This window comes from Enterococcus sp. DIV0682 (genome assembly GCF_051712685.1).
In the GTDB taxonomy this organism is placed as follows: domain Bacteria; phylum Bacillota; class Bacilli; order Lactobacillales; family Enterococcaceae; genus Enterococcus; species Enterococcus faecalis.
On sequence record NZ_JBIOPK010000001.1, the window covers coordinates 1,941,341 to 1,966,960 of the forward strand.

Genomic DNA, 25,620 nt, shown 5'->3' on the forward strand with positions numbered 1-25,620 from the left:
AGAAACAATCCTTTATAAAAAATAAAGGATTGCTTCTTTTTCGCTGATTAACCAAAGAACCGTTGCATCTCAATTTTTGCTGATTGAACAGAATCAGAAGCATGGATTAAATTTTTGGTGACAGACAACCCATAATCCGCTCGTAAGGTGCCACTTTCAGCATCTAACGGATTCGTTGCTCCAACTAATTTACGCACTTTTTTAACCACATTGTCCCCTACAACGACCATCACAACCACTGGGCCACTTGTCATATAGGCTAATAATTCAGGGAAAAATAGTTCATCTTTTAAATGCTCATAATGTTCCTTCACTGTTTCTACTGTTAGTCGTTCGAATTTAAGGTGCAATAAGTCAATACCTTTATCTTCAAAACGTTGAATGATTTTGCCAACTAACTTTCGTTCAACGCCATCTGGCTTAATAATTACTAAACTTGTTTCCTTCATTTTTTCCATCCCTTTCAAAACTTCCTTTTGCCCTTTCCCAAGGGGTAGCTACAGAATAAAATGAAAGCGGATACTTTGTCAATGATAAATTTTCTTTTCCTTTTGATTAAATAAAAAATTAAAGATTATTCACAAGGTTTGTGAATTGTTCTTTCAGTTCTGTATTACTTGTTTCTTTTAAAAACAAATAAGGTTGCTCCTCTATTGGCTGTTCTTTACTCACATAAACTTTGGCTTCACCATTCACTAAAGTAAATAAATAGACATGCTTCTGGGCAACTTGTGTCGCACTGTCAGAGTATACTGCCACCAGACAATAACCCCCTTCGCTGCCTGTTTCTGACCAATTTAACCAAATGGGATTGTTCCCAATAGCTGGTTGTATTTTAGGTTCATAACTCAATAAATCATCAGGCACTTGAATCGTGTAAAAAGCTACAGAGTGACCTGGTTGGTACGCTTGATAGTTCTGATTGCGTTCTTGACCCCAGATTTCCATGTATTGTCCTAACTGTTTTGCTTTTTGCTGATTCCAAATCGTCCCTTCTTCTGTAACTAATTCAGTTAATTCTTGTGTTTGCGTTGTTTGCTCTAATTCCAACGCCGTGGTTTGACTAACTTCGGTTGCTGAAATCGCTCTTGTTTCTTCAGTATTTACATTGTTGGTTTGTACGGTTTGTACTTTCTGTGATTCCTCTTTCGATTTTTGCCAACCACAGCCAGATAAAACGCTTCCAACAACTGCTATCATAATAATCCCGTTTAGTTTCATTCCTTAAACTCCTGTTTTTATTTTTATTCTATCGAAATAAACCTAAAATCTCAATCCCTTGCTTTGGATAGTTGAAAACCATTTGGGAACTAGTAATTCTCCACAATTATAGTCCTCTAGTAATTGTTGGTATTGCTGTTCCATAGTCCTGATTTCTTTTTCACCAAAGCTCAGTGCCCAAACTAAAGAATAGAGTCCTGCGTGAAAAGTATAAAGCTTTTGAAACTGCCAAAATAAGGTAGGAACTTTCCCAGCAAAATAACCTTGTAATTGACCATAAGCAAACAATGGCGAAACATTTCTTGAAAAAAATTGTAACTTGTAAAATTCTTCATAAGGATCCCCAAAATCCCATCGATTAAAATCAATCACACCGACCTGCCTAGTTGGCAAGTAAATAAAATTTCCCACATGGAAATCTCCATGCTGATAAACCACAGGCCGTTGTTGCAATAACGGTAATTGTTTTTCTAAATATGAAATTATTGGCTGCTGGTACGGCATACAAAATTGAGATTCCTTATACTTATTTAGTTGGCTCTGCTTTTTTTCGTATAAATTTCGCGCAATCTCTCTTTGACTAATCCTTTCAGGCAACAAAAGCTTATGGATTTTGTTTAAATAGCGGCCCGCCTCTACGCCTAAGTTCAGTTGTCTTTTGGGAGAAAGAGCGGGTAAAACATCGCTTAAGTCTTCACCTTCTAGATACGTTAATAACATGTATCCTTGTTCACTTTCAGGAATAGCTGCACATAAAAAAGGTTTAGAACTGGGAAATCCTAACGCCGCTACTTTTTTGATAAATTGATATTCTTGTTGTTTAGCTAATAACTCTTCTTGTTGAAAAATTCGCAATAAAAAGGTTTCTTGATTTTTGGTAACTTTAAACTTTAAATCAGTTGACCAACCACGGTGAATAGCTTCAACTTTTTGCCATTGCTGAAACGCTGGAATCTTCTCAAACGCCCTCATTACTTTCGCCTCCATTTCCCTATTGGTTTTAGTATACCAAAGAAAAAAGGCTGGAGACAATTGGGGATAAATTGTCTCTAGCCTTCACTGGTTATCATTTTCTAGTTTTCCTTATATAAATCGTTCCACTCGTTACTAAGAAAGCTCCTCCTAAAACAATCCAGAAAGTACTAGGTACTTCTGCACCTGCTTTTGGTAATACTTTTTTGGGAAGCTGTTCTTGTTTCCCAATCATACTTTTATTAGAAAAAGCATGCGTACTTTCTGTTGATTTGGTTCCCTGATTTGCTGATGAATTCAGCGAATTATCTAAGGATGACTCACTAGTAGTTTTTCCAGCTTTGTCTGGGTTTTGGTTTTTTCCTTCGATTGGTTCTTCACTTGTTTTTGTTTCTTTGTCTTTATCTGGTTTGCCACTTGCATCTGAGTCTTTGTCTTTTTCTGGTTCGCCACTTGCATCTGGTTCTTTGTCTTTGTCTGCTTCGCCACTTGCATCTGGCTCTTTGTCTTTTTCTGGTTCGCCACTTGTATCTAGTTCTTTATCTTTATCTGGTTCGCCACTTGCATTTGGCTCTTTGTCTTTGTCTGGTTCGCCGCTTGCATCTGGCTCTTTGTCTTTGTCTGGTTCGCCGCTTGCATTTGGGTCTTTGTCTTTTTCTGGTTCGCCACTTGCATCTGGCTCTTTGTCTTTGTCTGGTTCTTCTACATGTGGTTGATTTATCTTGTGGTTATTTTCAAATAAAGCACCTAATTGTAGCAATGTTCGGTCTTCATTTAATGCACTATTAAATTGAATCCCCAAAGGCAGTCCTTCTTTTGAAACGTAAGTTGGTACACTTAATGCTGGATGTCCAAATAAATTTGCTTGTTGTGTAAACGGTGTATATGTGAACGCCGTCAGCCATTGGTCATAAATCAATTGTTTTTGTTCTGCTGGTGACAATTGATCAATTTTTTCCATCTGTGCTGCATGTTCTGGTTTTAGTAACGGATTATCAATACTAGGTGCCGTGGCAGCTGTCGTTGGTGTTAATAAGATAGGATACTGTTGATAAAATTCGTCCATCGCTTGTGCTTGTAAAGCAATATCTGTCCAAGCCGCAGTTGTCTCTTCACTCGTTATATTTTTTCCTGTTTGAAAAAGCGCCCATGTTAACAGTTCTACATCATTTCGTTCAAGCGGTCTTTTCAATTTCTGCCGCGCCATAAAATCGGCAATTCCTGCTGAGCCAGCAGCTACAGTATAATAATTTTTCATTAGACGTTCCCCATCAACAGGGTGCTTCACTTCAACCAATGTGTACCCTTGGTCTTTTAAAAAAGCAACAGCTTCAGCGACCGCCTCTTTTGCTTCGGCACTTACAGGCGTTCCGGCAGGAGATTCTGTTGTATAAGCAATGGGTTGCGCTTGACTTAAATGTCCCGCAGGAAGATCTTTTTTGGTTAATAAGGTTTCAAATAATGCATTTGTATCCGCCACGGTTCGACTTAAACCAAAGTGAACAGTTTGACCTTTTGCACTATTAGAATTGCCAATGATTACTCCTCTAGAAGGTTTCAAACCTACGGTGCCTGTCCAAGAAGCAGGGATGCGGATAGAGCCACCAGCATCACTTCCAGAAGCAATGGGAACAAATGCCGCGGCGACACTAGCACCCGCTCCGCCTGAAGAACCACCTGAATAATGGTTAGGATTCCATGGATTGACGGAAACGCCATATAACTTTGAATCTGAAATATTCTTCCAACCTAATTCTGGATAATTCGTTTGACCAATGATTATGAATCCGGCATTTTGTAGTGCTTTGACAAAGGTCGATGTCCCACCAGCTACTTGATCTCGGAGAAAACCAAAACCGTTCGTGTTGCTTTCACCTTTCAAGGATTGTCCTAACCCTTTTAGTAAGAGCGGCACACCTAGAAATGGTTGACCTGTATCTTGTAAAGCTTTTGCTTCTGTCAAAGCCGCTTCTTCTCGTAAAGTAATGACCGCATTTAATGTAGGATTTTCACGTTTAGTGATGGCCAACGCAATTTTTACTAATTCTTCGCTCGTCACCTTTTTTTCTCTTACTAAAGTTGCTAACTCCAGTGCAGTTGCTTGTTTATAATCTGCTTCTGAAAAAACACTCTCTGCAGAAACAGCTTTTCCATCTGTACCACTATTTTGTATCTCATTTGTGGTTTCAGTGGTTACTGCAACCACATTTCGGCTACTGCTTTCGGCGATTGCCGAAGAGGATTCTTTTTCCTGCATCACCGTTTGGCTAGTAGTTTCAGATTCCAAGTTAGCTACAGTCTGACTGGTTTCTGTTGTTACTGATTCCGTCTCTGTTTGAACGGTTGTTTCTAGTATACTTTCTTGTGCCAACATTGGTACCCCTACCAGTGTTTGGCTAATTAATAAAATAATCCCTAACTTTTTGAACAAAATCGACTTCTTCATAAGTCACATCCTTCATCTAGTAATACAGTTAAAAAATCTGTATTACTTATAGCATAAATGAAAGCGATTAAAAAGTAAAGTTCTCTTGAAAATTCCCATGTTCAACTTTTAGGCTAGGTTCTTTTTATATGCTAAAATAGAATAGAAACGGAGGTTTTTTAATGGAATGGATTGAAATTAAGCACGCAACACAAAATAATTTGAAGAATATCTCTGTCAATATCCCTAAAAAGCAACTAACTGTTGTTACTGGACTTTCGGGTTCTGGAAAGTCCTCCTTAGTATTTGACACATTAGCCGCTGAATCACGTCGTGAACTAAATGATACATTTAGTTCGTTTGTTCAAAATTACTTACCCAAATATGGTCGTCCAGAAGTTGAAAAAATCGAGAATCTTCCTGTTGCAATTGTCATTGACCAGAAAAAAGTAGCAGGTAATTCTCGTTCGACAGTGGGAACGTACACAGATATTTATACGTTTTTACGTTTGCTGTTTTCGCGAGCAGGTTCTCCATTTGTTGGTTATTCAGATACTTTTTCGTTTAATCATCCGGATGGAAAATGTCCAACATGCGATGGCTTAGGAAAGATTACCGAAATCAATCTTCATCAGCTAGTTGATTATGACAAATCATTAAACGAAGGGCCTATCGATTTCCCCACATTTACAGTTGGCAACTGGCGGTGGAAGCGTTATGCCCATAGTGGTCTATTTGATTTGGATAAAAAAATCAAGGACTATTCTCCTGAAGAGTTAGCATTATTTTTATATGCTCCACAACAAAAACTAGCTAATCCACCCAAAGAGTGGCCTCATACAGCTTTGTATGAAGGAATCGTCCCGCGCATGCAACGTAGCATATTGCATACAGACGAAGGCAAACGTCATCAAAAATACCTTAATCACTTTGTTACCGTAAAAAGATGTCCTGATTGTTTAGGAAGTAGAGTCAATGAACGTGTTTGTAGCTGCAAAATTAATCAGAAAAGTATTGCTGATGCTGTTGACATGCCACTCACTGAATTACATTCTTTTATTCGTTCAATGGACCTATCCTTAATAAAAACTATTCAAGAAGAGCTACTTGTACGTCTAGAAGCATTAATTAATATCGGTCTCTCCTACCTCACATTAGGACGAGCAACTGAAACACTTTCTGGTGGTGAAGCACAGCGGATTAAAATTGCTAAGTATGTAAACAGCGCCTTAAATGATATTATGTATATTTTAGATGAACCAAGTGCTGGCTTACATCCAAAGGACATCGAACGGATCAGTCGTGCATTGCTCAATTTAAAAAATAAAGGAAACACCGTGGTTCTCGTGGAACATAATCCACAATTAATTAGAGAAGCTGATTTTATCATCGATATAGGACCTTTCGCAGGCGAAAATGGTGGCCATGTCCAGTTTTCAGGAACGTATGACGCATTTTTAGCCTCCAAAACCTTGACTAGTCAAGCGCTTCAAGAGCCGCTCCCTTTAAACGACCAACCAAGAAAAGCAAGGAAGTCTTTATCAATCGAACATGCGACACTGCATAATTTAAACAATCTATCTGTCGAAGTTCCGTTAGGAGTTTTGACTGTTATTTGTGGGGTCGCTGGTTCAGGTAAATCATCATTAGCGGAAGAAATTTATCAAAAAGCCCAGGCTGATAACCAAGAAATTATTCATCTTTCACAAAAAAGCATTACCGCAAATTTACGATCCACACCTATGACCTATCTTAATATTTTTGATAAGGTCCGCAAACTGTTTGCGGAAGAAAATCATGTTAGTCCAGCTTTATTTAGCTATAATTCCAAAGGCGCCTGTCCTACTTGCAAGGGGAAAGGCATAATTGTCTCCGATATGTCTTTTATGGAGGATGTTACTAGTATTTGCGAAACCTGTCACGGAACGCGTTACAAAGAAGAGGTGCTTCATTATCTGTATAACGGAAAAAATATCGTTGAAGTACTAGCTTTAAGCGTTAAAGATGGCTATGATTTTTTCAAAGACCAGCCTTTTGCTCTTTCATTAAAAAATTTACTGGAAGTTGGCTTAGGCTACCTTAAACTCAATCAATCGCTCTCAACATTATCTGGTGGCGAATTGCAAAGGGTAAAATTAGCAGACACACTTCACCAAAAAAAAGCTATCTATTTAATGGATGAACCTACAGATGGTTTACACTTAATTGATATCCAACAAAGTCTTCAACTTTTCAATCGAATGGTAGAAGAAGGAAACAGCTTGATTTTATTAGAACATCACATTGATGTGATTAAAAGTGCCGACTGGTTGATTGAACTAGGTCCCGAAGGTGGAGAAAAAGGCGGACAGCTTCTTTTTACAGGAACGCCAGCAAATATGCTAAATTCCACTCATTCTATTACTAAAGGCTATCTGTAAAATAATTGGAACAATAACAATGTTACTTTTATCCCCAACCTATATTACTTTTTAAGCTTGGAACAAAAATCTTTCTGGATTTTTGTTCCAAGCTCTTTCTTTTTTAATTTATATATGCACAGACCAATTCAAATACTTTTTCCATTGCCTGTATTTGTGTATCTTCTGTTACTTTGACTGCGTTAGCATCCGCTCTATCGCAAATAATTCTTATAGAAACAAAAGCGCAATCATTTAAAAAGCAGCATTGTGCAATAGCTGCGGATTCCATATCCACACAGTCAATAGAGAATTGTTCAATTAAGTTTCTTTTTTCAGTTGTGTCACAAACGAAGCCTTCTCCAGTTCCAAAACGAACACACTTTATCTTTTCATCTAGATGTTGAAGTTCGGCCAGCATTCCTTTATCTCCTTTATAGTACAGCTGATAAGGAAATTTATTGATTGACTGTCTTTCACGAATATCGTAATGGCAGTATTCCTCACCTAGCACCATCTCAAAGAGTTGCAGTTTTTCATTTAAACAGCCACAAATACCGATATTAATTAGTTGTTCTATTTGAAATGAATCAATAAGTATTTGACTATATAGCGTAGCATTCGTTTTTCCTTGTCCTGCACAAACCATAATGACTTGCGATGTTTTTTGTTCATAAATATAAAATGTATTTTTTGCTAGCTGTATCTTTCGTTGTGGTGGAAAATATTCCAATAATTTTTGAAGCTCTAAATCCATTGCGGCAATAACCCCTAATTTCATCTATCTCCTCCTTTTTCTATTTCAACCCCACTTCCATCTTCACAGGTTGGTGATCTGTATATTTAAATTGTTCATCCTTTGTTTTCACGCTATGAACAGCCACATTATCAGAAACAATAAAACCATCAATTACATACACTTGGGATGTTTCATAAGAGCCAGTGTAAGGCTTATTAAGCACCCGCACAGTCGGTTGTTGATCATCATAAGCAAGTGAAAAATGTTTAGGTAAGTCTGCAGGATCAATTTCTCCTGGCGCCCAACCAGCTTCCCCTAAGTCAGGATATCGATGACTGCCTTTGAAAACTTGATTAAAGTCACCTCCAGCAATTACATAGTTTCCTTTAGCGTATTCTTGGGATAATACCTCAGCTAACTTTTTGCTTTGAGCAATCTTCCCTTCCCCATTGTCATAGGCTTCCAAATGTAAGTTAAAAACCACTAATTCTTTGTCTGTGCCTTTAATTGGAAAGCGCGTTTCTAGAAGCGCTCGTTTTAAGTTACTAATGCTAACGGGCCAACGAAAGGGATTGGGTAAAGCAATGCGTTGGGCCTCTGTTATTTTTTCATTTGATAATGTTAATAAACCACTTTCTACTCGTCCAATCGGCGGCCAAGGAATGGGCACATAATCTACCTTAAAATTATAAGCAAATGCGCTGTTCAGCTGTAGCTGTTTTTGTAACTCTTCCTCTTGATTGACTTCATAAGAACGTTGCGAGCGACGATCGACTTCTTGGAATAAGTAAATCATCGCTGGTAATTCTTTCAAGGTTTCTTCAATGCCCGTTAAATTCTGTTGGACCATTGCCTTATTAACTGGTTGGACAGTTTTGCCACCGTCCATAAAAAAATCTTCTGTTTGTCCTAGGCCAGCATAGCCTATGTTATACGTGACTAAAGAAATGGATTGCTTTTTTTCGATGGTTTGCTCTGAAAATTGTTTATTTATAGCAACTGGTTCAACCGCTCGTGGTCGAAACTCTCGGAAGGTTAAATATCCTATCAAAATTAAAGCTATGCTTAGAAGAAGGACCATCAAGCTACCGAGATATTTAAAAAACTTTTTCATTGATTCCGATGTTCCTTTCACATTATGTCAAACCAAAAGTAGCAATTATCTTCGTTGCTACTTCTTCTGGTGTCATGTTTGAATTATTTATTTTCGTTATTTTTACATTTGGAAATGTACTTTCTAGTTCGCCTTCGTGGCTTACTAACCGATGTTCTTTGAAGGTATTGAGTAATTCTTTTCGAGAAAAGTCGACATCGCGTTTTGAAGGTTTTGCCTCTAGCCGCTCTGGATGAACATTCCGTTCTAGGCGGATTTCTGTTGAAGAGACGAGTTCGACGAAATAAACGGACTCATGTTTACTAAGAAAAATTTCTGATATTTCTTCTAAAAATTGAAAATCCTGTTCTTGATCAAAAGCAATCACCACTGTAAAAATAATGTTTTTTGTTGTATTTGTGGCTGGATTTTCTACAAAGGCATGAAAAAGTTCCTTTCTAACGGAATCAGACAATTGAAACGCACGTTCCGTATACCCAAGATAGTTTGCAAATAAGTCAATGGTTTGATGATTAAATAGTAATTTAGCATCTAACTGCTTTTCTAAAGCCTTGCCAACGGTCATTTTCCCGACAGCTTGGGCACCAATTAAAACGATTAAAGACATCAACTTCTCCTCCTCTAGCCTAATTTTTTAGGTGGCTATCTTCTACTATATCACACTATATTACAACACCTTACAAAACTGTTCGGAAAATTTTCTGTTTTTTATTACAAAAAAAAGACAAAAGACTCTATAATGAGAGAGGACTCGATTGATTATAGATGAGATAGGTGACGGAGAATGGCAATAGAAAAATATTTTGAAACAATAGATGGCAGTCAAATTTTTTATCAAATTTTTGGCAAAGAAACAAATTACCCCCTTGTGTTACTTCATGGTAATGGCAATGATCATACTTTTTTTAATTATCAAATTTCTTATTTCTCCAAGGAGTATCAAGTTATTGCGGTGGATACCCGCGGACATGGACGTTCCACCAATACACAAAGTCAATTAACTTTTCCGCTTTTGGCAGAAGATTTAGCTGGTATTATTCAACAAGAACACTTAACAAAAATTAATTTATTGGGCTTTAGTGACGGAGCAAATATTGCCATGGTTTTTACCCATTTATATCCTGATTTCGTCAACAAACTCGTCTTGAATTCTGGAAATGTCACCATGTCTGGTCTGAAAAAATATGTAACGATTGCCACTTATTTTCAATATTGGTTTTGTCGTATTGGCGCTTTTTTTTCAAAAAAATTGCGCGCACGGCTCCCTATCGTGGCTCTGTTATTTGAAGATACTGGACTGACAAAACAAGATTTAGAACACATCCCCTGTCCTACTCTTGTTATTACTGGCAGTCGAGATTTAATTGCGCTTTCCCATTCACGGGCGATTGCTGATGCCATTCCTGATGGCAAATTGGTCTTGGTAAATAAACAGGGTCATTTATTTGCCAAAAACTCACCAGATATTTTTAATAAAACAATCGAAAAATTCTTAAAGGAAATGAAGGTGTCTAAATGAAACAAATTATTCATTGGATCAAAACGCATACAGGATTACTAAAAACACTGTTTGTTATTGCGGTCTCAATTATTGTTGTTGCCCAACTTTTATCAATTGGTAAAACGATCTCATTTGAACAGTTAAAACAGATTTTTGATGAGATTCCGCTATGGAAATTGTTATTGATGATGGTTATCGGTTTAGTTTCCGTTACTCCGATGCTAAATTATGACTTAACATTAAATCGCATTTTAAACTTGAAAGTCTCAAAACGGGAACTCCTTGAATCTAGCTGGATTGTCAATACAATCAATAATATTGGTGGATTCGGTGGTTTGGTCAGCATGGGACTTCGTTCTGAATTTTATGGAAATAAAACAGAGGAAAAGAAAATTTTACCTGCGTTAACCCATATTTTACTTTTTGTGTTATCCGGTCTATCTATTTATAGTATTCTTTGCTTTTTCCTTGTTCAGTTTGATCCAAAGATGGCTTATTTACAGCAATATTGGATTTGGTTATTAGGTGGCGGTCTTTATTTCCCATTACTTTATCTTATTTTACATTTCCAAAAAAATAGTTCCTTTGGTAACCTCGATGCAAAAAATCGCTTATCTTTAGTTGTTTCTTCGTTTTTAGAATGGACAGGTGTTTTAATTACCTTTATCAGTATTGGTTACTTATTAGATGTACCGATTCCTTTAATTGATATTGTTCCTTTATATGTAGCAGCTTCGATTATTGGGATTGCTTCGATGATTCCAGGGGCTTTAGGTAGTTTTGATGTCATGATGATTTTAGGACTGAGCAACTTAGGTGTCGATCGTGAAATTATTGTTTTGTGGTTATTGCTCTATCGTTTATTCTATTATATTATTCCTTTCTTAATTGGCTGTTTGTTCTTTACAAAACACTTAAGCCAAAAATTGGATACTCATTATCGACAATTACTGAAACAAATTACTTTGGAAATTGCCCACAAATTAGAAGTGGTTTTACTTTATTTTTCAGGAATTATGATGGTGCTCCTAGCCACTATTCCAGAAGCCTTCACTCAAGTGCATTGGTTAAGAGATATTAACCCCTTCCGTTCACATATTATTATTCAAATTCCGAGTATTGTTTTAGGCTTTGCATTATTAATTATGGGACGTGGGATTGCTGATCGTGTTAAAAGAGCCTATTATCCAACGATTATTTTATTAATTGGTGCTATCTTGTATTCATTTGTTGTTGACTTTAGTATGTTTTCCATTTTCTATTTAGCTATTTTATTATTTATCGTTATTTTTTCAAAATCAGAATTGTACCGTGAACAACTGGTTTACTCTTGGGAGTGGATGACGATTGATGGGTTTATCTTTGGCTTGTTGACTTTGTTATACCTGGTAATTGGTGTTTATAATTTACCGAACTTCCCACACCATCGTCATCATTTTGTGGAATTTTTCTTGTTCCCTTCCGAACGGATCTGGTTGTCAGGATTTATCGCTATCCTCTTAGTTATGAGTTTTAACTTTCTATTTGTTCGCTACCTCCAAGGGAAAAAACACCAAGTGGGTGAGTTTCCAGAAGATAGTATCTTGCATAATATCTTAACAACTTATGGCGGGAATATTGACAGTGAACTTGTCTTTCTTCATGATAAACAGGTTTTCTTATATCCCAAAGAAGAACCGACTGTCTTTTTACAATTCAACACCATTAATAATAAATGCGTTGTGATGGGCAATCCTTCGGGGAACAAAGAAGATTTTCCTGCGGCGATTGATGCATTCCTTAAAGAAACAGATCGTTTCGGCTATGTCCCCGTCTTTTACGAAACCAATGAGGACAGCGTGATGTTACTACACGAATATGGCTACGAATTTATCAAAATGGGCGAAGAAGCCTTAGTTAATCTAGAAACATTTACGATGTCTGGGAAAAAATTCAAAGGCACCCGAGCAGTGTTTAATAAAATTACCAAAGCCGGCTATTCATTTGACGTACTCCAACCTCCTTTTAGTGCCGAACAAATGCACGAATTAAAAGCTATTTCAGATAGTTGGTTAGACAATCGAAAAGAAAAAGGCTTTTCACTGGGATTTTTCGATGAAGCGTATCTTCAAAGAAACCCAATTGCTGTTGTCCGAAATGCTGAAGGAGAAATGGTCTCTTTCGCTAATATCATTCCTAGTTACACAAATGAAGTTGGTACCATCGACTTGATGCGTCACCATAAAGAAAAAGCCCCTTCTGGAAGTATGGATTTCCTATTTATTCATTTATTTGAATATATGAAAACAGAAAATATTCATTATTTCAATTTAGGGATGGCTCCGTTAGCCAACGTTGGTCAATCAAGAAAAAGTTTTATTCAAGAACGGATTGCTGCGTTAATTTATGAATTTGGTTCAGAAATCTACTCCTTCCAAGGATTACGCGAATACAAGGAAAAATTTGCTAGCAAATGGCAACCCCGCTATACACTTTATTCTAAAAGTAGCTGGATTGTCTACGTGATGATTGCTTTACTCATTGTCGATCAAAAAAATATTGACTAACAAAAAGAAGCCCAATTAAGTATAAAAAGCTTGGCAACTTCACTGAAATTTAGTGAGGTTGCCAAGCTTTTTAATTTCTTTCATCTAGTTTTTCTTTAATTAAAAAGGCTGTTTCTTCGACAGATTTTGCGGTTACATCAATCACTGGAATGCCATACTTCGCAAAAATTTCTTCAGCATAAGCTAATTCTTGTTCAATCCGTTCAACATTGGTATAACTGGTCTCATTCCCTAAACCTAAGGAAGCCAACCGACTGCTACGAATCTGTCCTAATATTTCTGGCGAACAAACTAAACCAATCATTTTTTGTGGATCCATTTCTTCCAAAATTGGCGGCAATGGAACTTCTGGAATTAATGGTAAGTTAGAAACGCGGTAGCCTTGATTTGCTAAATACATACTGACTGGCGTCTTTGAGGTCCGCGAAACGCCTAACAACAATATATCAGAATCAAGAAACCCTTGAGGATTTTTGCCATCATCATATTTTACAGCAAATTCAATCGCTGAAATTTTATCAAAATAAGCACGATCTAGTTGGTGGCGTCGTCCAGGCTCTTCAATAGGATCTACTCCGGCTTTCGCTTGAATTAATTCAAAAAATGGCGCCATTAAATCTAAATATAACAACCCTGTTCGTTCACTAAATTCTTTCGCCGCTGTGATTAGTTGTTTACTGACTAATGTACTGACAACTAAGGCTTTATCTTTTAAGGCATCTTTTAAAATCTCCAATAATTCTTCTTCTGTTGTGACAAAAGAAAAATTGTATCGATTAAGAAAAGAAATATCTGGATATTGTGCGCTTGCTGCAGCTAACAATTTTTGTGATGTTTCTCCAAGTGAATCGGAAATAGTATAAACAATGATTTCTTTTTTCATAATTAAGCTCCCTTATCTGTTTTGTGCGGCTTCTTTCGCTTGTTGCGTAATATAGGTTAAAATTTTCGTTTTCGTAATTTTTCCAATAACTTTTTTAGGATTTTCTTTTTCAACGACTGGCAAAGAATCCACTTCGTATTTTTGCAAAGTGTCAGCAGCTTCAAGAATAGTAAATTCTGGTGTGCAGGTTTTCACATGTGGCACTCTTGTCATACAAACAGCAACAGGTGTGCCATCAATATTTGTATTTAAAGAGGCCCGTAATAAATCTTTTCGTGACAAAACCCCTAATAATTCTTTTGCTTCATCCATGACATAAAGAGAACCGACATCATACATAAATAAGTTGGTAATCGCATCTCGAATTGAGGTGTCTTGGGCAACCATCAATGGTGGACTCATGATTTCCTGAACTTTTGTTTGAAAAACGTCAAAAAAGAAAAAAGCCTCCATATTATCACTTTCGTAAGTATAACCAACTTTCGGACTTGCTTTTAAAATTCCTGAAAGTGTTAAAAAAGACAAATCAGAACGCAATGTCGCACGTGAAACGGCTAGTATGTCCGAAATGCGTTCACCACTAACTGGCTGATGCTCTTTTACAACAGCGATAATTTGCTCTTGTCGTTTACTTAATTTCATCATTTCCTCCTCAATTCCTCTTAAACAAATTGTGCATTCGCTTACAATTATACACATATTTATTGTTTTTTCAACATATTGACAAGAAACTTTTTCTATTGACAAACTTATTTCCGTCTATTATGATGTTTATTGAACATATAAGACACATATTAAACGGAGGTCACGCATGAAAAAGTTTATTTATTCTTTTAACGAAACACACAATGAAGGTAAAGAGACTCTTGGTGGTAAAGGGGCGAACTTGGCAGAAATGACACGCTTAGGTTTGCCGATTCCGCAAGGATTCACGATTACAACCCGTTGCTGTATGGACTATTTGGCAGATGCTAGTTTCTTTGAAGAACACTTACAATCAGAAATTTTGAAAGCGGTTAAAAATCTAGAAACTGAAACAGGCAAATCTTTTACCGCGGACAATGAGATTCTCTTAGTTTCCGTTCGCAGCGGTGCTGCCTTCTCGATGCCTGGTATGATGGATACTATTTTAAATTTAGGTTTAAATGATCAACGTGTGAAAAAATTTGCGACCTTAACCTCTCCTGGTTTTGCTTTTGACTGTTATCGCCGACTTATTCAAATGTTTGGAGACGTCGTCTATCACATTCCCAAAGAATTATTTGACCAACAAAAAGAGCGCTTGGAACAAGAGCTAAACAAAAAAATTATCGCTTTTCAAGAAGCAGATCATTTCGCCTTGATTGTCCGCTACCAAGAAGTTTTTGAACAACATCAGGTGGTCTTCCCGCAAGACCCTGTCGCACAACTTTTTGAAGCAATCAAAGCTGTTTTTGATTCATGGAATAATCAACGTGCGGTGGTTTATCGAAACTTACATCATATTGCACATGATTTAGGTACAGCTGTCAACATTCAAGAAATGGTTTTCGGCAATCGTGGACTAGACAGTGGCACTGGCGTTGTTTTCACTAGAAATCCGGTCACAGGGGAAAATCAACTGTTTGGAGAGTTTCTTTTGAACGCGCAAGGAGAAGATGTAGTGGCTGGTATTCGGACGCCAGAACCCATTCGTCGTTTACGTTTGACTATGCCAAAAGTTTATCAAGATTTTCGCCATTACGCAGAACTTTTAGAATATCATTATCGTGACATGCAAGATATTGAATTTACCATTGAAAATGAAAAATTATATATTTTACAAACAAGAAACGGGAAACGAACCGCCGCAGCTACGGTTAAAATTGCTTTAGACTTAGCCAAAGAAAATCGCATTACTAAACAAGAAGCACTGTTGCGTGTGACACCTGATACGATTGATCAATTAATTCATCCCGTGTTTGATCAAGAGAAACGACAACACATGGAACGCTTAGCTATGGGTCTTCCTGCTAGTCCTGGTGCAGCAAGTGGCCAAATTGTTTTTACAGCAGAAAAAGCCAAAGAACTGACCAATCTAGGAAAGAAAGTCATTCTTGTTCGTCAAGAAACTTCACCAGAAGATATTGAAGGCATGGTTGTAAGCGAAGCAATTGTGACCAGTCGTGGCGGAATGACTTCTCATGCCGCTGTGGTGGCACGAGGAATGGGAACTTGCTGTGTGACTGGTTGTGAAAGTTTAACCGTCAATGAAGAAGCCAAACAACTACACTGCGGGCCACAGGTCATCTTAGAAGGAACAATCATTTCCGTCGATGGCTCAACGGGAGAAATTTATCTTGGCGAAATTCCTACAATTTCTGCTGATAATAACGATGACCTTCAAGAGCTCTTGTCTTGGGCAGATGCATATGCTGATTTAACTGTTCGTGCCAATGCAGAAACTACACAAGATTTAGAGACTGCTATCCGTTTTGGCGCAGCGGGGATTGGTTTAGCGCGAACAGAGCATATGTTTTTCGGTGAAGAGCGTGTCTTGGAAATGCGTCGCCTGATTTTAGCAGAGTCTGAAAAGGAAGCAACCTATGCGTTGGAGCAACTTCTTCATTTTCAACAGGAAGACTTTTATCAAATGCTGAAAGTAGTTCAAGACAAGCCCATGGTGGTCCGCTTGTTAGATCCGCCGATGCATGAGTTTTTACCTCATGAAAAGAATGATATTCAATTATTGGCGAAGCAACTACAACGGTTCCCGGTGACCATCGCCAAACAAATTGAACGGTTACAAGAAACCAATCCAATGTTGGGCCATCGTGGTTGTCGCTTAGGTGTGACCCAACCACAAATATACAAAATGCAAGTTACAGCCTTATTTACTAGTGCCATTCGATTAGTCAAAGAAGGAATTACTGTTTATCCAGAAGTGATGATTCCTCTAATCGCCGAAAAAGAAGAACTTCTCTATCTCAAACGCATTTTAAAAGAAACGATTGACGGTCTCTTTGAAGAACATAAAATGACTCCTTTCCCTTACGAAATCGGGACAATGATTGAACTACCTAGAGCTTGTCTGATTGCGGATCAGTTAGCAGAAGAAGCAGACTTTTTCAGCTTTGGAACAAATGATTTAACACAAATGACCTATGGTTTTTCTCGTGATGATATCGGTAAATTCATTAATACGTATCGGGAAAAGAAAATCATTACCCAAGATCCGTTTCAATCATTAGATCAAACAGGTGTTGGTCAATTGATTCAATTAGCTGTAGAGAAAGCGCGTCGCACTAAACCAAACATGAGTATTGGCGTATGTGGAGAAGTCGGTGGTGATCCGCAATCCATCACGTTTTTCCAAACACTTGGCCTAAACTACATCTCTTGCTCACCTTATCGGGTACCAATTGCGAAACTCGCAGCTGCCCAAGCCAAAATTTTAACCGAACCGGCTGTGACTGAAGAACAAATGGTCCTTCTTTAATTTAACGTGTGTAACAAATGATTCATCCTTACAAGATAAAAAGTGCTAGGAACATCAGTCGAAACGGCTGATGTTCCTAGCACTAAATTTTAAGATCAATGATTGTACTCTGGTTATTTTCTTATAAACGCGGCATCTTTTGTCAAGGGGTCTGTTACATCTGATACATATCTTTCTACTTTCATATGCAAATCATATTTTTCTCTAAGTTCCGTAATACGGGTCATCATTGGAGAAGCGTGGTGTTTGTCTAATGCTTCCTGATCTGTCCAACTATCAATCAGCAGAACTGTCTCTTCATCGTCCATTGGAAAAAAGTATTCATAGCGACTATTCCCTTTTTCTGCACGAATCGCCTCTACAATTCCGCTGGCAATCATTTCTTTGGCAAATTCTCTTGCACCTCCATTTGTCCCACTATAATAAATATTTATAGTAATCGCCATCTGTCTTCCCCCCTAAATTTACTTGCCTTTTTACGTTCCCGACTGGAATTGAACCAGCGACCTACCGCTTAGGAGGCGGTTGCTCTATCCTACTGAGCTACGAGAACAATCTGTTTTAATTTTAGAAGTCTTCACTACATCTGTCAATAGACAAAAAGAAAGTATCCTGCATAAATAATTATGCGAGATACTTTCTTTCAGTGAAACACGTCGTTCGTTTATCTATTATTTTTTTTGCCGCCGATCAAGAATCATTTTTCCTAAATAATAAAGTCCTGTCGCAATAGCTATATATTGCCCAATTTTATTATTGCGTGCAACTTTTTCTTGTTTCGTTTTCGCCATTGTCCCCATCACCTTTCTAAAATAATTCTTTTTACATTTTTATTATAGTAGGTTCTGTCATTTTTTGCGAATAAACACACTTTTAAAAATAATCTTCTAAAATTGGCATGCCTTTGACTAAACGTTGGCCTAAACGTCGAACTGTCGTTGCGTCTCCTTGCAAGCGTTCATAAAAAGATAACGTTTCTGCTGAACGATAGCCCAAGAATAGTTGCGTCCACGTTTGGATATCTGCTTTCAAAGCAGCAGTCCCTTCTTTTTCCGCAGCACCTTTAGTCACTGTTGCTTTTCCTTGTTCGTCAATTGTGATTGTCCAAATGCCTTCATTCCATGGCCCATAGGAATCTTCAATCTCTAAAGAATACGTTTCTTTTTCTCCTGATTGAAATGGATACTTTTCCAGAAATGTTTGTAACTCAACGATTCGTGCCATCATGTAAGGTAAAATTTTTACAGAAGCTGCTGGCGTTGGCATTAAATCATTTAAATCTTTTCCAGCAAAACCATTAATCCAATGGAACGATTGAACGGAACCACTATGTGAGCCAATAAACCCAGCTAAAGCTTTAAAAGCTGTATTAGTTAAATAGTTCCATTCTACGATTTCAAAGGTGCCAGCAGCTATCCGATAAATCACATAGCCTTCCGCTTTCCCTTCTGACGAATAATAAATCGCTTGATTATTTGGTTTACTGGCACGATTCAGCGTATAATCCAGCCACCAAGTTTCACGGATCACACCACCAGAGTGCGCTCTTTGATTTTCAAGGTATACGTCTTTAATGACCTCTTTACCGTCAGCCCAAGAAACTCGTTTAATGGTACCCGGAACTCGTTTAACACGTGGCCAATCTTCCGTTTTAATTGTATACTCCACTTGTTCAAATGTTTGTTCATAGCCATATTGACGATAAAATGGATATGAAAACGGTGCTAAGTAAGAAAGGGCAACCTTTTGTTTCGCTAAATCAGCCAACATTTCTTTCATAATAGCAGAGATGCCGCCTTCACCACGATATTCTGGATAAGAAGCCACATAGCCAATTCCAGCCATGGGATAGCGGACACCATGGAAATTCACTTGAAAAGGTGTCGCCATCACTTGACTTGTTAATTGCTCATCAATTAGGAAGCCATAGCTTTGCGTATGTGACAACAATTTTTCAAAACGTTCTTGGCGTTCCGCCGTGGGTTCCTGATTAAAAGCATAGATGACAAGATCAAACATCTCTTTCATTTCTTCTTTGCCCATTTTTTTGACTCTTTTAGTTGTCATTTTCTTTCCTCCTCGCACATTGTATCAATTCATTTTATCACAGAAACGGTTCTCTTTCTAAAAGCCGTTATTTGCTGTCATTTCTTTGAACCAACGACCGCTTTTCTTAATGGTCCGTTTCGCATCATCATCTAAATCCACAGCAATGAAGCCATAACGATTTTTATAGGCATTGAGCCAAGACCAGTTATCCATACACGTCCACATATGATATCCTTGAACATTACTACCTTCTTGAATCGCTTGATGCACCCATTTCAAGTGATCCTGCACGAATTCAATCCGATAATCATCTTCAATGACTCCTTGTTCATTGACAAAGCGTTCTTCTCCTTCTACGCCCATGCCATTTTCTGAAATGTAGCAGCGAATGTTGCCATAATTTTCTTTTAAATTCATTAATGTATCATAAATACCTTTTTCGTAGATTTCCCAGCCACGGTAAGGATTCATTTTTTTGCCAGGCATATCGTAGACATCATAAAAATCTTCTGGAAGTAAACCTTCTGGTCGTGTTTCAACAGGTGTTTCTTTTGCTTTGGCACGACGTGGTTGATAGTAGTTTACTCCTAATAAGTCCACAGTATTTTCAGCAATTATTGCTAAATCTTCTGGCGTTGTTTCTGGCAACAAGTCATTTGCTTTCGCCCAAGCAACCATATCTTCTGGAAAATGACCTTTAACAGCCGGGTCTAAAAACGAACGGTTAAAGAAACCATCGACAAATTTAGCCGCATTTACATCGGCTTCGTTGTGCTCATCACGAGGATAAGTCGGCGTTAAGTTTAAAATAATGCCAATTTCACCTGATAAGTTCATAGAATGATAGACGGCAATCGCTTTGGCACTAGCTAAAGCTTCATGATAGAGTACTTGAATCCCTTCTTTTAGATTCACTTTATCAGGATAATGCCAGCCATAGAGATAACCACCTTCAACTGGTACAATTGGTTCATTGTGCGTAAACCATTTTTTCACGCGATCGCCAAACAATTCAAAACAGGTTTTGGCAAAGTCAACATACAAATCAACCACTTCACGGCTTTCCCAACCGCCTTTTTCTTGAAGTACCATCGGCATATCAAAATGATACAAGTTCATAAAGGGCTCAATCCCGTGTTCTAATAAATCATCAATCACTTGATTATAAAAATCAACTGCTGTTTGATTGACTTTCCCTGTTGTAGGATCTGGAATTAAACGGCTCCATTGAATGGATGTTCGAAAAGAGTTATGTCCCGTTTCTTTCATTAACTGAATATCTTCTTGGTATTTTTTATAAAATTGTGAGGTCTTATCTGGACCGACTTGTTGAAAGAATTTTTCTGGCGCTTCTTGATACCAAAAATCCCAAATGTTTTGACCTTTACCATCACCTTCAAAAACGCCTTCTGTTTGAGGACCGCTGGCTGCAGAACCCCACCAAAAATTTTCTGGAAATTGATATTTCATGTTGTTTGCTCCTTTACGATTTAATCATTAAAAAAAGGATTGAACCCTCCGTAAGAGTCCGGACGATTCAATCCTTCGATTTTTTACTCAGCTGCTTCTGCGGCTGCTTCTTGTTTCAAGTATTGATCTGTTGCTACTTTTACGAAAGGCATGTAGATCAAAATAGAAATCAATAAGTTAACAGCTGCTAAAACTCCGCCGGCGATACTCTTCGTTGCTAAAAATCCGCCAATAATTGGTGGTGTTACCCAAGGTGGCATAAAGGTTGCAGCTGGTACTAAACCAGTTGCTGTCGCCACATACGCAACAGTTACAAGAACCATTGGGACTAAAATGAATGGGATAAACATAATTGGGTTTAAAACAATTGGTAAACCGAACATGACTGGTTCATTAATATTAAATAGTCCTGGTGCTAAACTTAAGTTTGTAATGACTTTGTATGGTTTGTTACGACGACCTACGATAAAGATAGCAATTAACAGACCTAATGTTGCTCCTGTTCCACCTAAGTTTACAAATGAATCAAAGAAAGGTTTGTTTACAATATAAGGAATTGCTTTACCTGCTTCTAAAGCTTTAATGTTCGCATCAATCGCTGGTACGTTGATTGTTTGCATTAATGGGTCAACCATGTTGGCACCATGTAAACCAAAGAACCATAAGAATGGTGTAATGAAAGCTAACAATAATGCTGATGGGTAGCTGTTTGCAAGTCCCATAAATGGTTGTTGAACTGCTTCATAGAATGAAATAACGATATTGTCAATTCCTAAAGCAAATAGAATTGATGTAATTAAACTAAATAAACTGATTGTAATCATTGCTGGTAATAATGCCGCAAATGATTTTGCTACTGCTGGTGGTACACCATCAGGCATTTTGATAACTAATTTAGGATTGCCAGATAAACGTTGGAATAGTTCTCCTGAAATAAGTGCAATAATCAAAGCAATAAATAATCCAGTTGCGCCCATGCCTTCTAAGCCGCCAACTGCGAAGAATGAAGCTACAGAAACTGTACCGGCTGCAATGCCGTCTTTTCCATAAGATTTAACTAAATTGTGTGCTACTAAAAAGGCTACTAAAACGGCAAAGATTGCGAATGTACCGTTCCAAATGTTGCCACCAAAGCTTTTCCAAATTGGTGCATCGTTATACATCATTGGGAAAATTTTGTTTAAAAAGTCCTCATATCCTGGAATTGGAATATTATTAATTAATACCGCCAAAGCCCCTAAAATCATTAATGGCATCGTTACGACAAACGCGTCACGAATTGCTACCAAGTGCCGTTGCGCTGCGATTACTGACGCTTTCGGCATAAAGTGTTTCTCCATCCATTGAACAAATCCGTCCATTGTTATTCCTCCTAATTAACGCTTTCTCAAGCGCGTTTTTCTTATAAGACGTATTGACAACGAGATTACTCGTTATCAATACGGCGATAAAGATCGATAATTTCTTTTGCTAAATCTGTAAATGCAATCGCAGTCATTAAATGATCTTGACTGTGCACTGTTAACAATGTTACTTGCATGTTATTGCCTTTTGCTTCTTCTGTTAACATTCCTGTTTGCGAATGATGTGCATGTACAAGTGATTCTTCTGCATCTGCAATTTTTTTGTCTGCTAATTCAAAATCCCCCGATTTTGCTGCGGCAATCGCTTCCATTGCATCGCTTTTAGCATTTCCGCCATACATGATTAAACCCATGATTGCTTCTAAGTTCTGTTGTCCGTCCATTACCTCTACCCCATTTTCTGCTCTAGTTTGATGATCCCATTAATGAAATTGCTTGATCTAAAACTTTTTCGCCATTCATCATGCCATAGTCCGCCATGTTAATGACATCTAAAGGAATCCCTTTTGGTTGTAATTTTTGTTCAAATTGCCCTTTCATGAAACGAACTTGTGGGCCTAATAATAAAACATTTACCTCTTTATTTTCCAAGTTTGTATCTGCTTCAGAAGCCGATACTGCAAAGATGTCTGCTTCCATGCCACGATCTTCTGCTGCTTTTTGCATTTTTGTTACTAATAAACTTGTGCTCATTCCTGCGGAACAAACTAACATAATTGTTTTTTTTGCCATTTTCCTTCATCTCCTAAATTCTCTTTGTTTTGCTTTACACCTTTATATAAGCAAGAAGCGTGCCAAGTTTTAACACATTGAAAACCTTGATATGACAACGTTTTTCAACATAGAAAGCGTGTACACACTAAAAATAAAACGATTACACACAGCTTTTTTGTGTGCGTTTCCAAAATAATAGGGCAACAAAAGAAAGTGAGCGATAAGTCGAAACGACTCATCGCTCACTTTCTAAAGCTGAAGAGAATCAACTGGACAAAAGCCGCTTTTTCCCTTTAAGCAGTTTCCATCATTTTAAGCATTTTATAAAACTGTTTCTTTTTAAAATAACTTAAAAAGATACCTAATACTGCATCATTCAGTTTTTGTAACGCCCCATAAGAAACCATTGTTTCTGTATAACGCAGTTCACAGCTTTTTTCATCAATTGGCTGGAGCTCATACCGCACCGAGAAATCATTTTTAGTTGTGGATGTTCGAAATTGATAGGTCTTATTTTCTACAGCTTCTTCAATAACTATTTTCGCGCGACTATTTTTACTATATTCTTTGATATATTCAAACTTACGTAACTGCTTTCTTGTAAGAGTTTTGCCTGTTTGCTTACGGATATCAAAAATAACAGAATTCATTAATTGCGTGTAAAATTCATCTGCTGAAATAGTTAATGTTTTCGTAATTTCCATTACCGTTTCACCTCATCCTTTGTCGCCTCTTCTTCAGCAACTTTTTTTCCTTTAAAAAACAGGTAACCACCAAGTCCAATGAAAAAAATCCCCGTTGTCAGACTTAATAAATCATAGTTTAAGGAGCTGGGATTCAACGAATACAAAACAATCAAGAAGCCAATACTACATAAAAATAATCCATTTCTAATCATTTTCATCCATCCTATCTTTTTAGACTACCGTTGCTTGGAAGTATAAAACGCTACCCCAAGGTTGTTCCTTAATCAGCTGTTTTGCAACTTGTGCAGCAGTTTCAGGGTCTCCTTCAACTTCAAAAAATAACTTAATACCATTCTTTTCTTTAAAAGTAAATGTTTCATTTTCCCCTTGATATGCCTCTAATAAAGTAATAATTTCCTCTTGCTTCATTGCACTTGCAATCGAAATCATGCCGCTCGCTCCTTTCTATACAAGTAATTGCTGTTTTTATTGCTTATTGCTCTCTTTCGCCTAATGCAGGATCCATTTTGTTAGCAGCGATAACAAACGGTGTCCAAATCAAGAAAGTGACTACCATACATACCAACGCTACAATTGGTGCGCGCCAGTCGGCACCTGTCGCTAAGAAAGATAATAGCAACGGCGGCGTCACCCATGCGACTTGTTGAGAAACTGGGGCGACTAGCCCAAGATACGTTGCAACCCAGCCAATTGTAGTAGCAACTAATGGCGCAATTACAAATGGAATAAACATAATTGGATTCAGAACAACTGGTAAACCAAACATAATCGGTTCATTGATATTAAAGATCCCAGGTCCTAATGATAATTTACCGACTGTTAAATAATCTGCTCGTTTGGAGAATAACAAGATTGCAATAATTAGGACAATTGTACCGCCTGAACCACCAAACCAAGCAAAAGCATCAAACGAACCACGGACCCACATGTAGGCTTTACCGTCGTCAATAGCGGCTAAAACCGCAGCTGTTCCTGTTTTTCCTTCATAACCTTTTTGGAAAATATCAATATTGATTAATTGTGCTTGTCCCCAAATTCCTTCAAGAACTGGTGCCAAAACGTTTGGCCCATGAATACCAAAGAACCAGAAAATTTGAACAAAAACCGTTACGATTAACACAGCGCCTAGTCCTTGTGATAACCCAAGGAACGGTTCCGCGATATATTTTTGAATTAAGTCAATTAATAATTGACCGCCTGAAAGTTTTGACACCGTAAAGTTAATAATCGCTACGACATACAACGCGATTGTTGCTGGTAAAATTGCCGCAAACGCTTTCGAAACTGCTGGTGGTACAGAATCAGGCATTTTTATTGTTAAATCCGCTTGCATTAATTTACAAAAAATAATGGTTGATAAAGCGCCCATAATCATCACCGTAAAGAAAGCGTTACCATTTAAATGATTAAGATTTAACCAACCCCATGGATTGACAGTCAATTGATTATTAGCAATTGACGCACCAATTTCTGCCCCATTAATTGCGTTGGCAATCTTTTCTGGCACTTTCACAGCTAATTCAGCTGTGTTATTTGGTGCAAAAGCAACACCTGAAATTAAGGTAGCTAAACTGACAATCCCACCAGCTAGCTCATTCACATTGTATGCTTTCGCTAAGTTATAGCCCCAAGAAAAAGCGAAAATCAAACCAGCGATAGCCAATGTACCATTCCAAACAAAACCATTAATCCCAATGATGACATTCAATACTGCAAAAATACCTTTGTCTGCTTCCAAACTTGCCGCATAAGTTGAGACAAACTCTTGGGGAAGATCTCGAATAATTGCGTTAATCATTACGGCGACTGATCCAGCCATTGTCGCAGGTAATGTACCAATAAAAGCATCCCTTAGTGCCACCAGATGTTTCTGTGCACCAATTTTTGCGGCAGTTGGTAAGATATATTTTTCCATCCATGCCATTAATCCGTTCATTTTTATTCCTCCTGTATCCATTTATATTTATTAAAAAGGCAGTAGCCTCATTAAACGAATGAATCGAGCGTACAAAATAAAACCTTTGGTAACATGCACTATCCTTATTTGCTATTCACTTTT

At 37.6% G+C, this 25,620-nt stretch carries 23 protein-coding genes and 1 tRNA gene; 4 read left to right on the forward strand and 20 right to left on the reverse strand.

Features of this window, described 5'->3' with window-relative positions; translation table 11 throughout:
- Window positions 1-47: 47 nt before the first annotated feature.
- The 4 genes from ndk to IGK96_RS09310 all read right to left on the reverse strand — a co-directional run bounded on the left by ndk (window position 48) and on the right by IGK96_RS09310 (window position 4,639).
- Window positions 48-458 carry a nucleoside-diphosphate kinase gene (gene ndk, locus IGK96_RS09295; RefSeq protein WP_002381321.1) on the reverse strand — a complete coding sequence of 137 codons (411 nt, stop codon included), beginning with the start codon at window positions 456-458 and terminating at the stop codon, window positions 48-50.
- 109 nt (window positions 459-567) lie between these two features.
- Window positions 568-1,221: a DUF4767 domain-containing protein gene (locus tag IGK96_RS09300; RefSeq protein ID WP_085443293.1), complete on the reverse strand. Its 654-nt coding sequence runs from the start codon at window positions 1,219-1,221 to the stop codon at window positions 568-570.
- A 42-nt stretch (window positions 1,222-1,263) separates the two neighbouring features.
- A complete protein-coding gene (locus tag IGK96_RS09305; protein WP_161975037.1) occupies window positions 1,264-2,208 on the reverse strand; it encodes an aminoglycoside phosphotransferase family protein in 945 nt (314 codons plus the stop codon).
- 79 nt (window positions 2,209-2,287) lie between these two features.
- Complete coding sequence (locus IGK96_RS09310; RefSeq protein ID WP_161975038.1) at window positions 2,288-4,639, reverse strand: amidase family protein; 2,352 nt, start codon at window positions 4,637-4,639, stop codon at window positions 2,288-2,290.
- 161 nt (window positions 4,640-4,800) lie between these two features.
- Here IGK96_RS09310 and IGK96_RS09315 point away from each other — a divergent pair, with 161 nt between their 5' ends.
- A complete protein-coding gene (locus tag IGK96_RS09315) occupies window positions 4,801-7,038 on the forward strand; it encodes an ATP-binding cassette domain-containing protein (protein WP_010828670.1) in 2,238 nt (745 codons plus the stop codon).
- 103 nt (window positions 7,039-7,141) lie between these two features.
- On the opposite strand, the gene IGK96_RS09320 is transcribed toward IGK96_RS09315, so the two are convergent.
- Genes IGK96_RS09320 through IGK96_RS09330 form a run of 3 tightly spaced genes read right to left on the reverse strand, consistent with a single transcriptional unit; the run spans window position 7,142 to window position 9,477 of the window.
- A complete protein-coding gene (locus IGK96_RS09320) occupies window positions 7,142-7,798 on the reverse strand; it encodes a 5'-methylthioadenosine/S-adenosylhomocysteine nucleosidase (RefSeq protein WP_002369863.1) in 657 nt (218 codons plus the stop codon).
- Window positions 7,799-7,814: 16 nt separating this feature from the next.
- The gene (locus IGK96_RS09325; protein ID WP_002391253.1) at window positions 7,815-8,870 is read right to left on the reverse strand and encodes an endonuclease/exonuclease/phosphatase family protein; all 1,056 of its coding nucleotides are present in this window, start codon (window positions 8,868-8,870) and stop codon (window positions 7,815-7,817) included.
- 22 nt (window positions 8,871-8,892) lie between these two features.
- Window positions 8,893-9,477, reverse strand: coding sequence for an AAA family ATPase (locus IGK96_RS09330; protein ID WP_002364651.1), 585 nt, complete (start codon window positions 9,475-9,477; stop codon window positions 8,893-8,895).
- A gap of 177 nt (window positions 9,478-9,654) precedes the next feature.
- Between IGK96_RS09330 and IGK96_RS09335 the strand changes: the two genes are divergently transcribed.
- On the forward strand, window positions 9,655-10,389 hold the full coding sequence (locus IGK96_RS09335) for an alpha/beta fold hydrolase (RefSeq protein WP_010828668.1): 735 nt from the start codon (window positions 9,655-9,657) through the stop codon (window positions 10,387-10,389).
- On the forward strand, window positions 10,386-12,917 hold the full coding sequence (gene mprF / locus IGK96_RS09340; protein ID WP_002358907.1) for a bifunctional lysylphosphatidylglycerol flippase/synthetase MprF: 2,532 nt from the start codon (window positions 10,386-10,388) through the stop codon (window positions 12,915-12,917). Before IGK96_RS09335 ends, mprF begins: the two co-directional genes overlap by 4 nt.
- Window positions 12,918-12,987: 70 nt before the next feature.
- Here the strand turns inward: mprF and IGK96_RS09345 are convergent, their stop codons facing one another.
- Together IGK96_RS09345 and IGK96_RS09350 are read right to left on the reverse strand one after the other, a co-directional pair.
- Window positions 12,988-13,800, reverse strand: coding sequence for a pyruvate, water dikinase regulatory protein (locus IGK96_RS09345; protein ID WP_002366402.1), 813 nt, complete (start codon window positions 13,798-13,800; stop codon window positions 12,988-12,990).
- Window positions 13,801-13,812: 12 nt separating this feature from the next.
- Window positions 13,813-14,442 (reverse strand): helix-turn-helix transcriptional regulator, encoded by a 630-nt coding sequence (locus IGK96_RS09350; protein ID WP_002355926.1) that lies wholly within the window; start codon window positions 14,440-14,442, stop codon window positions 13,813-13,815.
- Between the two features lie 169 nt (window positions 14,443-14,611).
- Between IGK96_RS09350 and ppdK the strand changes: the two genes are divergently transcribed.
- Window positions 14,612-17,257 carry a pyruvate, phosphate dikinase gene (gene ppdK / locus IGK96_RS09355; protein ID WP_010828667.1) on the forward strand — a complete coding sequence of 882 codons (2,646 nt, stop codon included), beginning with the start codon at window positions 14,612-14,614 and terminating at the stop codon, window positions 17,255-17,257.
- A 113-nt stretch (window positions 17,258-17,370) separates the two neighbouring features.
- Here ppdK and IGK96_RS09360 read toward each other — a convergent pair whose 3' ends face one another.
- The 11 genes from IGK96_RS09360 to IGK96_RS09410 all read right to left on the reverse strand — a co-directional run bounded on the left by IGK96_RS09360 (window position 17,371) and on the right by IGK96_RS09410 (window position 25,497).
- Window positions 17,371-17,703, reverse strand: a complete 333-nt coding sequence (locus IGK96_RS09360; protein WP_002355924.1) for a putative quinol monooxygenase — start codon at window positions 17,701-17,703, stop codon at window positions 17,371-17,373.
- Between the two features lie 33 nt (window positions 17,704-17,736).
- Window positions 17,737-17,810, reverse strand: a tRNA-Arg gene (locus IGK96_RS09365).
- A gap of 320 nt (window positions 17,811-18,130) precedes the next feature.
- Window positions 18,131-19,324 (reverse strand): GNAT family N-acetyltransferase, encoded by a 1,194-nt coding sequence (locus IGK96_RS09370; protein WP_085443001.1) that lies wholly within the window; start codon window positions 19,322-19,324, stop codon window positions 18,131-18,133.
- Window positions 19,325-19,381: 57 nt separating this feature from the next.
- Window positions 19,382-20,776 carry a glycoside hydrolase family 1 protein gene (locus IGK96_RS09375; protein ID WP_002355921.1) on the reverse strand — a complete coding sequence of 465 codons (1,395 nt, stop codon included), beginning with the start codon at window positions 20,774-20,776 and terminating at the stop codon, window positions 19,382-19,384.
- A gap of 83 nt (window positions 20,777-20,859) precedes the next feature.
- Window positions 20,860-22,137: a PTS sugar transporter subunit IIC gene (locus IGK96_RS09380; protein WP_002355920.1), complete on the reverse strand. Its 1,278-nt coding sequence runs from the start codon at window positions 22,135-22,137 to the stop codon at window positions 20,860-20,862.
- Window positions 22,138-22,202: 65 nt separating this feature from the next.
- A complete protein-coding gene (locus IGK96_RS09385; RefSeq protein ID WP_002355919.1) occupies window positions 22,203-22,523 on the reverse strand; it encodes a PTS lactose/cellobiose transporter subunit IIA in 321 nt (106 codons plus the stop codon).
- Between the two features lie 22 nt (window positions 22,524-22,545).
- Window positions 22,546-22,872, reverse strand: a complete 327-nt coding sequence (locus IGK96_RS09390) for a PTS sugar transporter subunit IIB (RefSeq protein ID WP_002355918.1) — start codon at window positions 22,870-22,872, stop codon at window positions 22,546-22,548.
- Window positions 22,873-23,147: 275 nt separating this feature from the next.
- The gene (locus IGK96_RS09395) at window positions 23,148-23,558 is read right to left on the reverse strand and encodes a DUF3284 domain-containing protein (protein ID WP_002355917.1); all 411 of its coding nucleotides are present in this window, start codon (window positions 23,556-23,558) and stop codon (window positions 23,148-23,150) included.
- Window positions 23,558-23,758 carry a DUF3188 domain-containing protein gene (locus IGK96_RS09400; protein ID WP_002355916.1) on the reverse strand — a complete coding sequence of 67 codons (201 nt, stop codon included), beginning with the start codon at window positions 23,756-23,758 and terminating at the stop codon, window positions 23,558-23,560. The genes IGK96_RS09395 and IGK96_RS09400 overlap by 1 nt, the downstream gene beginning before the upstream one ends.
- 13 nt (window positions 23,759-23,771) lie before the next feature.
- On the reverse strand, window positions 23,772-23,990 hold the full coding sequence (locus IGK96_RS09405; protein ID WP_002378139.1) for a hypothetical protein: 219 nt from the start codon (window positions 23,988-23,990) through the stop codon (window positions 23,772-23,774).
- Window positions 23,991-24,033: 43 nt separating this feature from the next.
- Complete coding sequence (locus IGK96_RS09410) at window positions 24,034-25,497, reverse strand: PTS sugar transporter subunit IIC (protein ID WP_002369870.1); 1,464 nt, start codon at window positions 25,495-25,497, stop codon at window positions 24,034-24,036.
- Window positions 25,498-25,620: the final 123 nt, after the last annotated feature.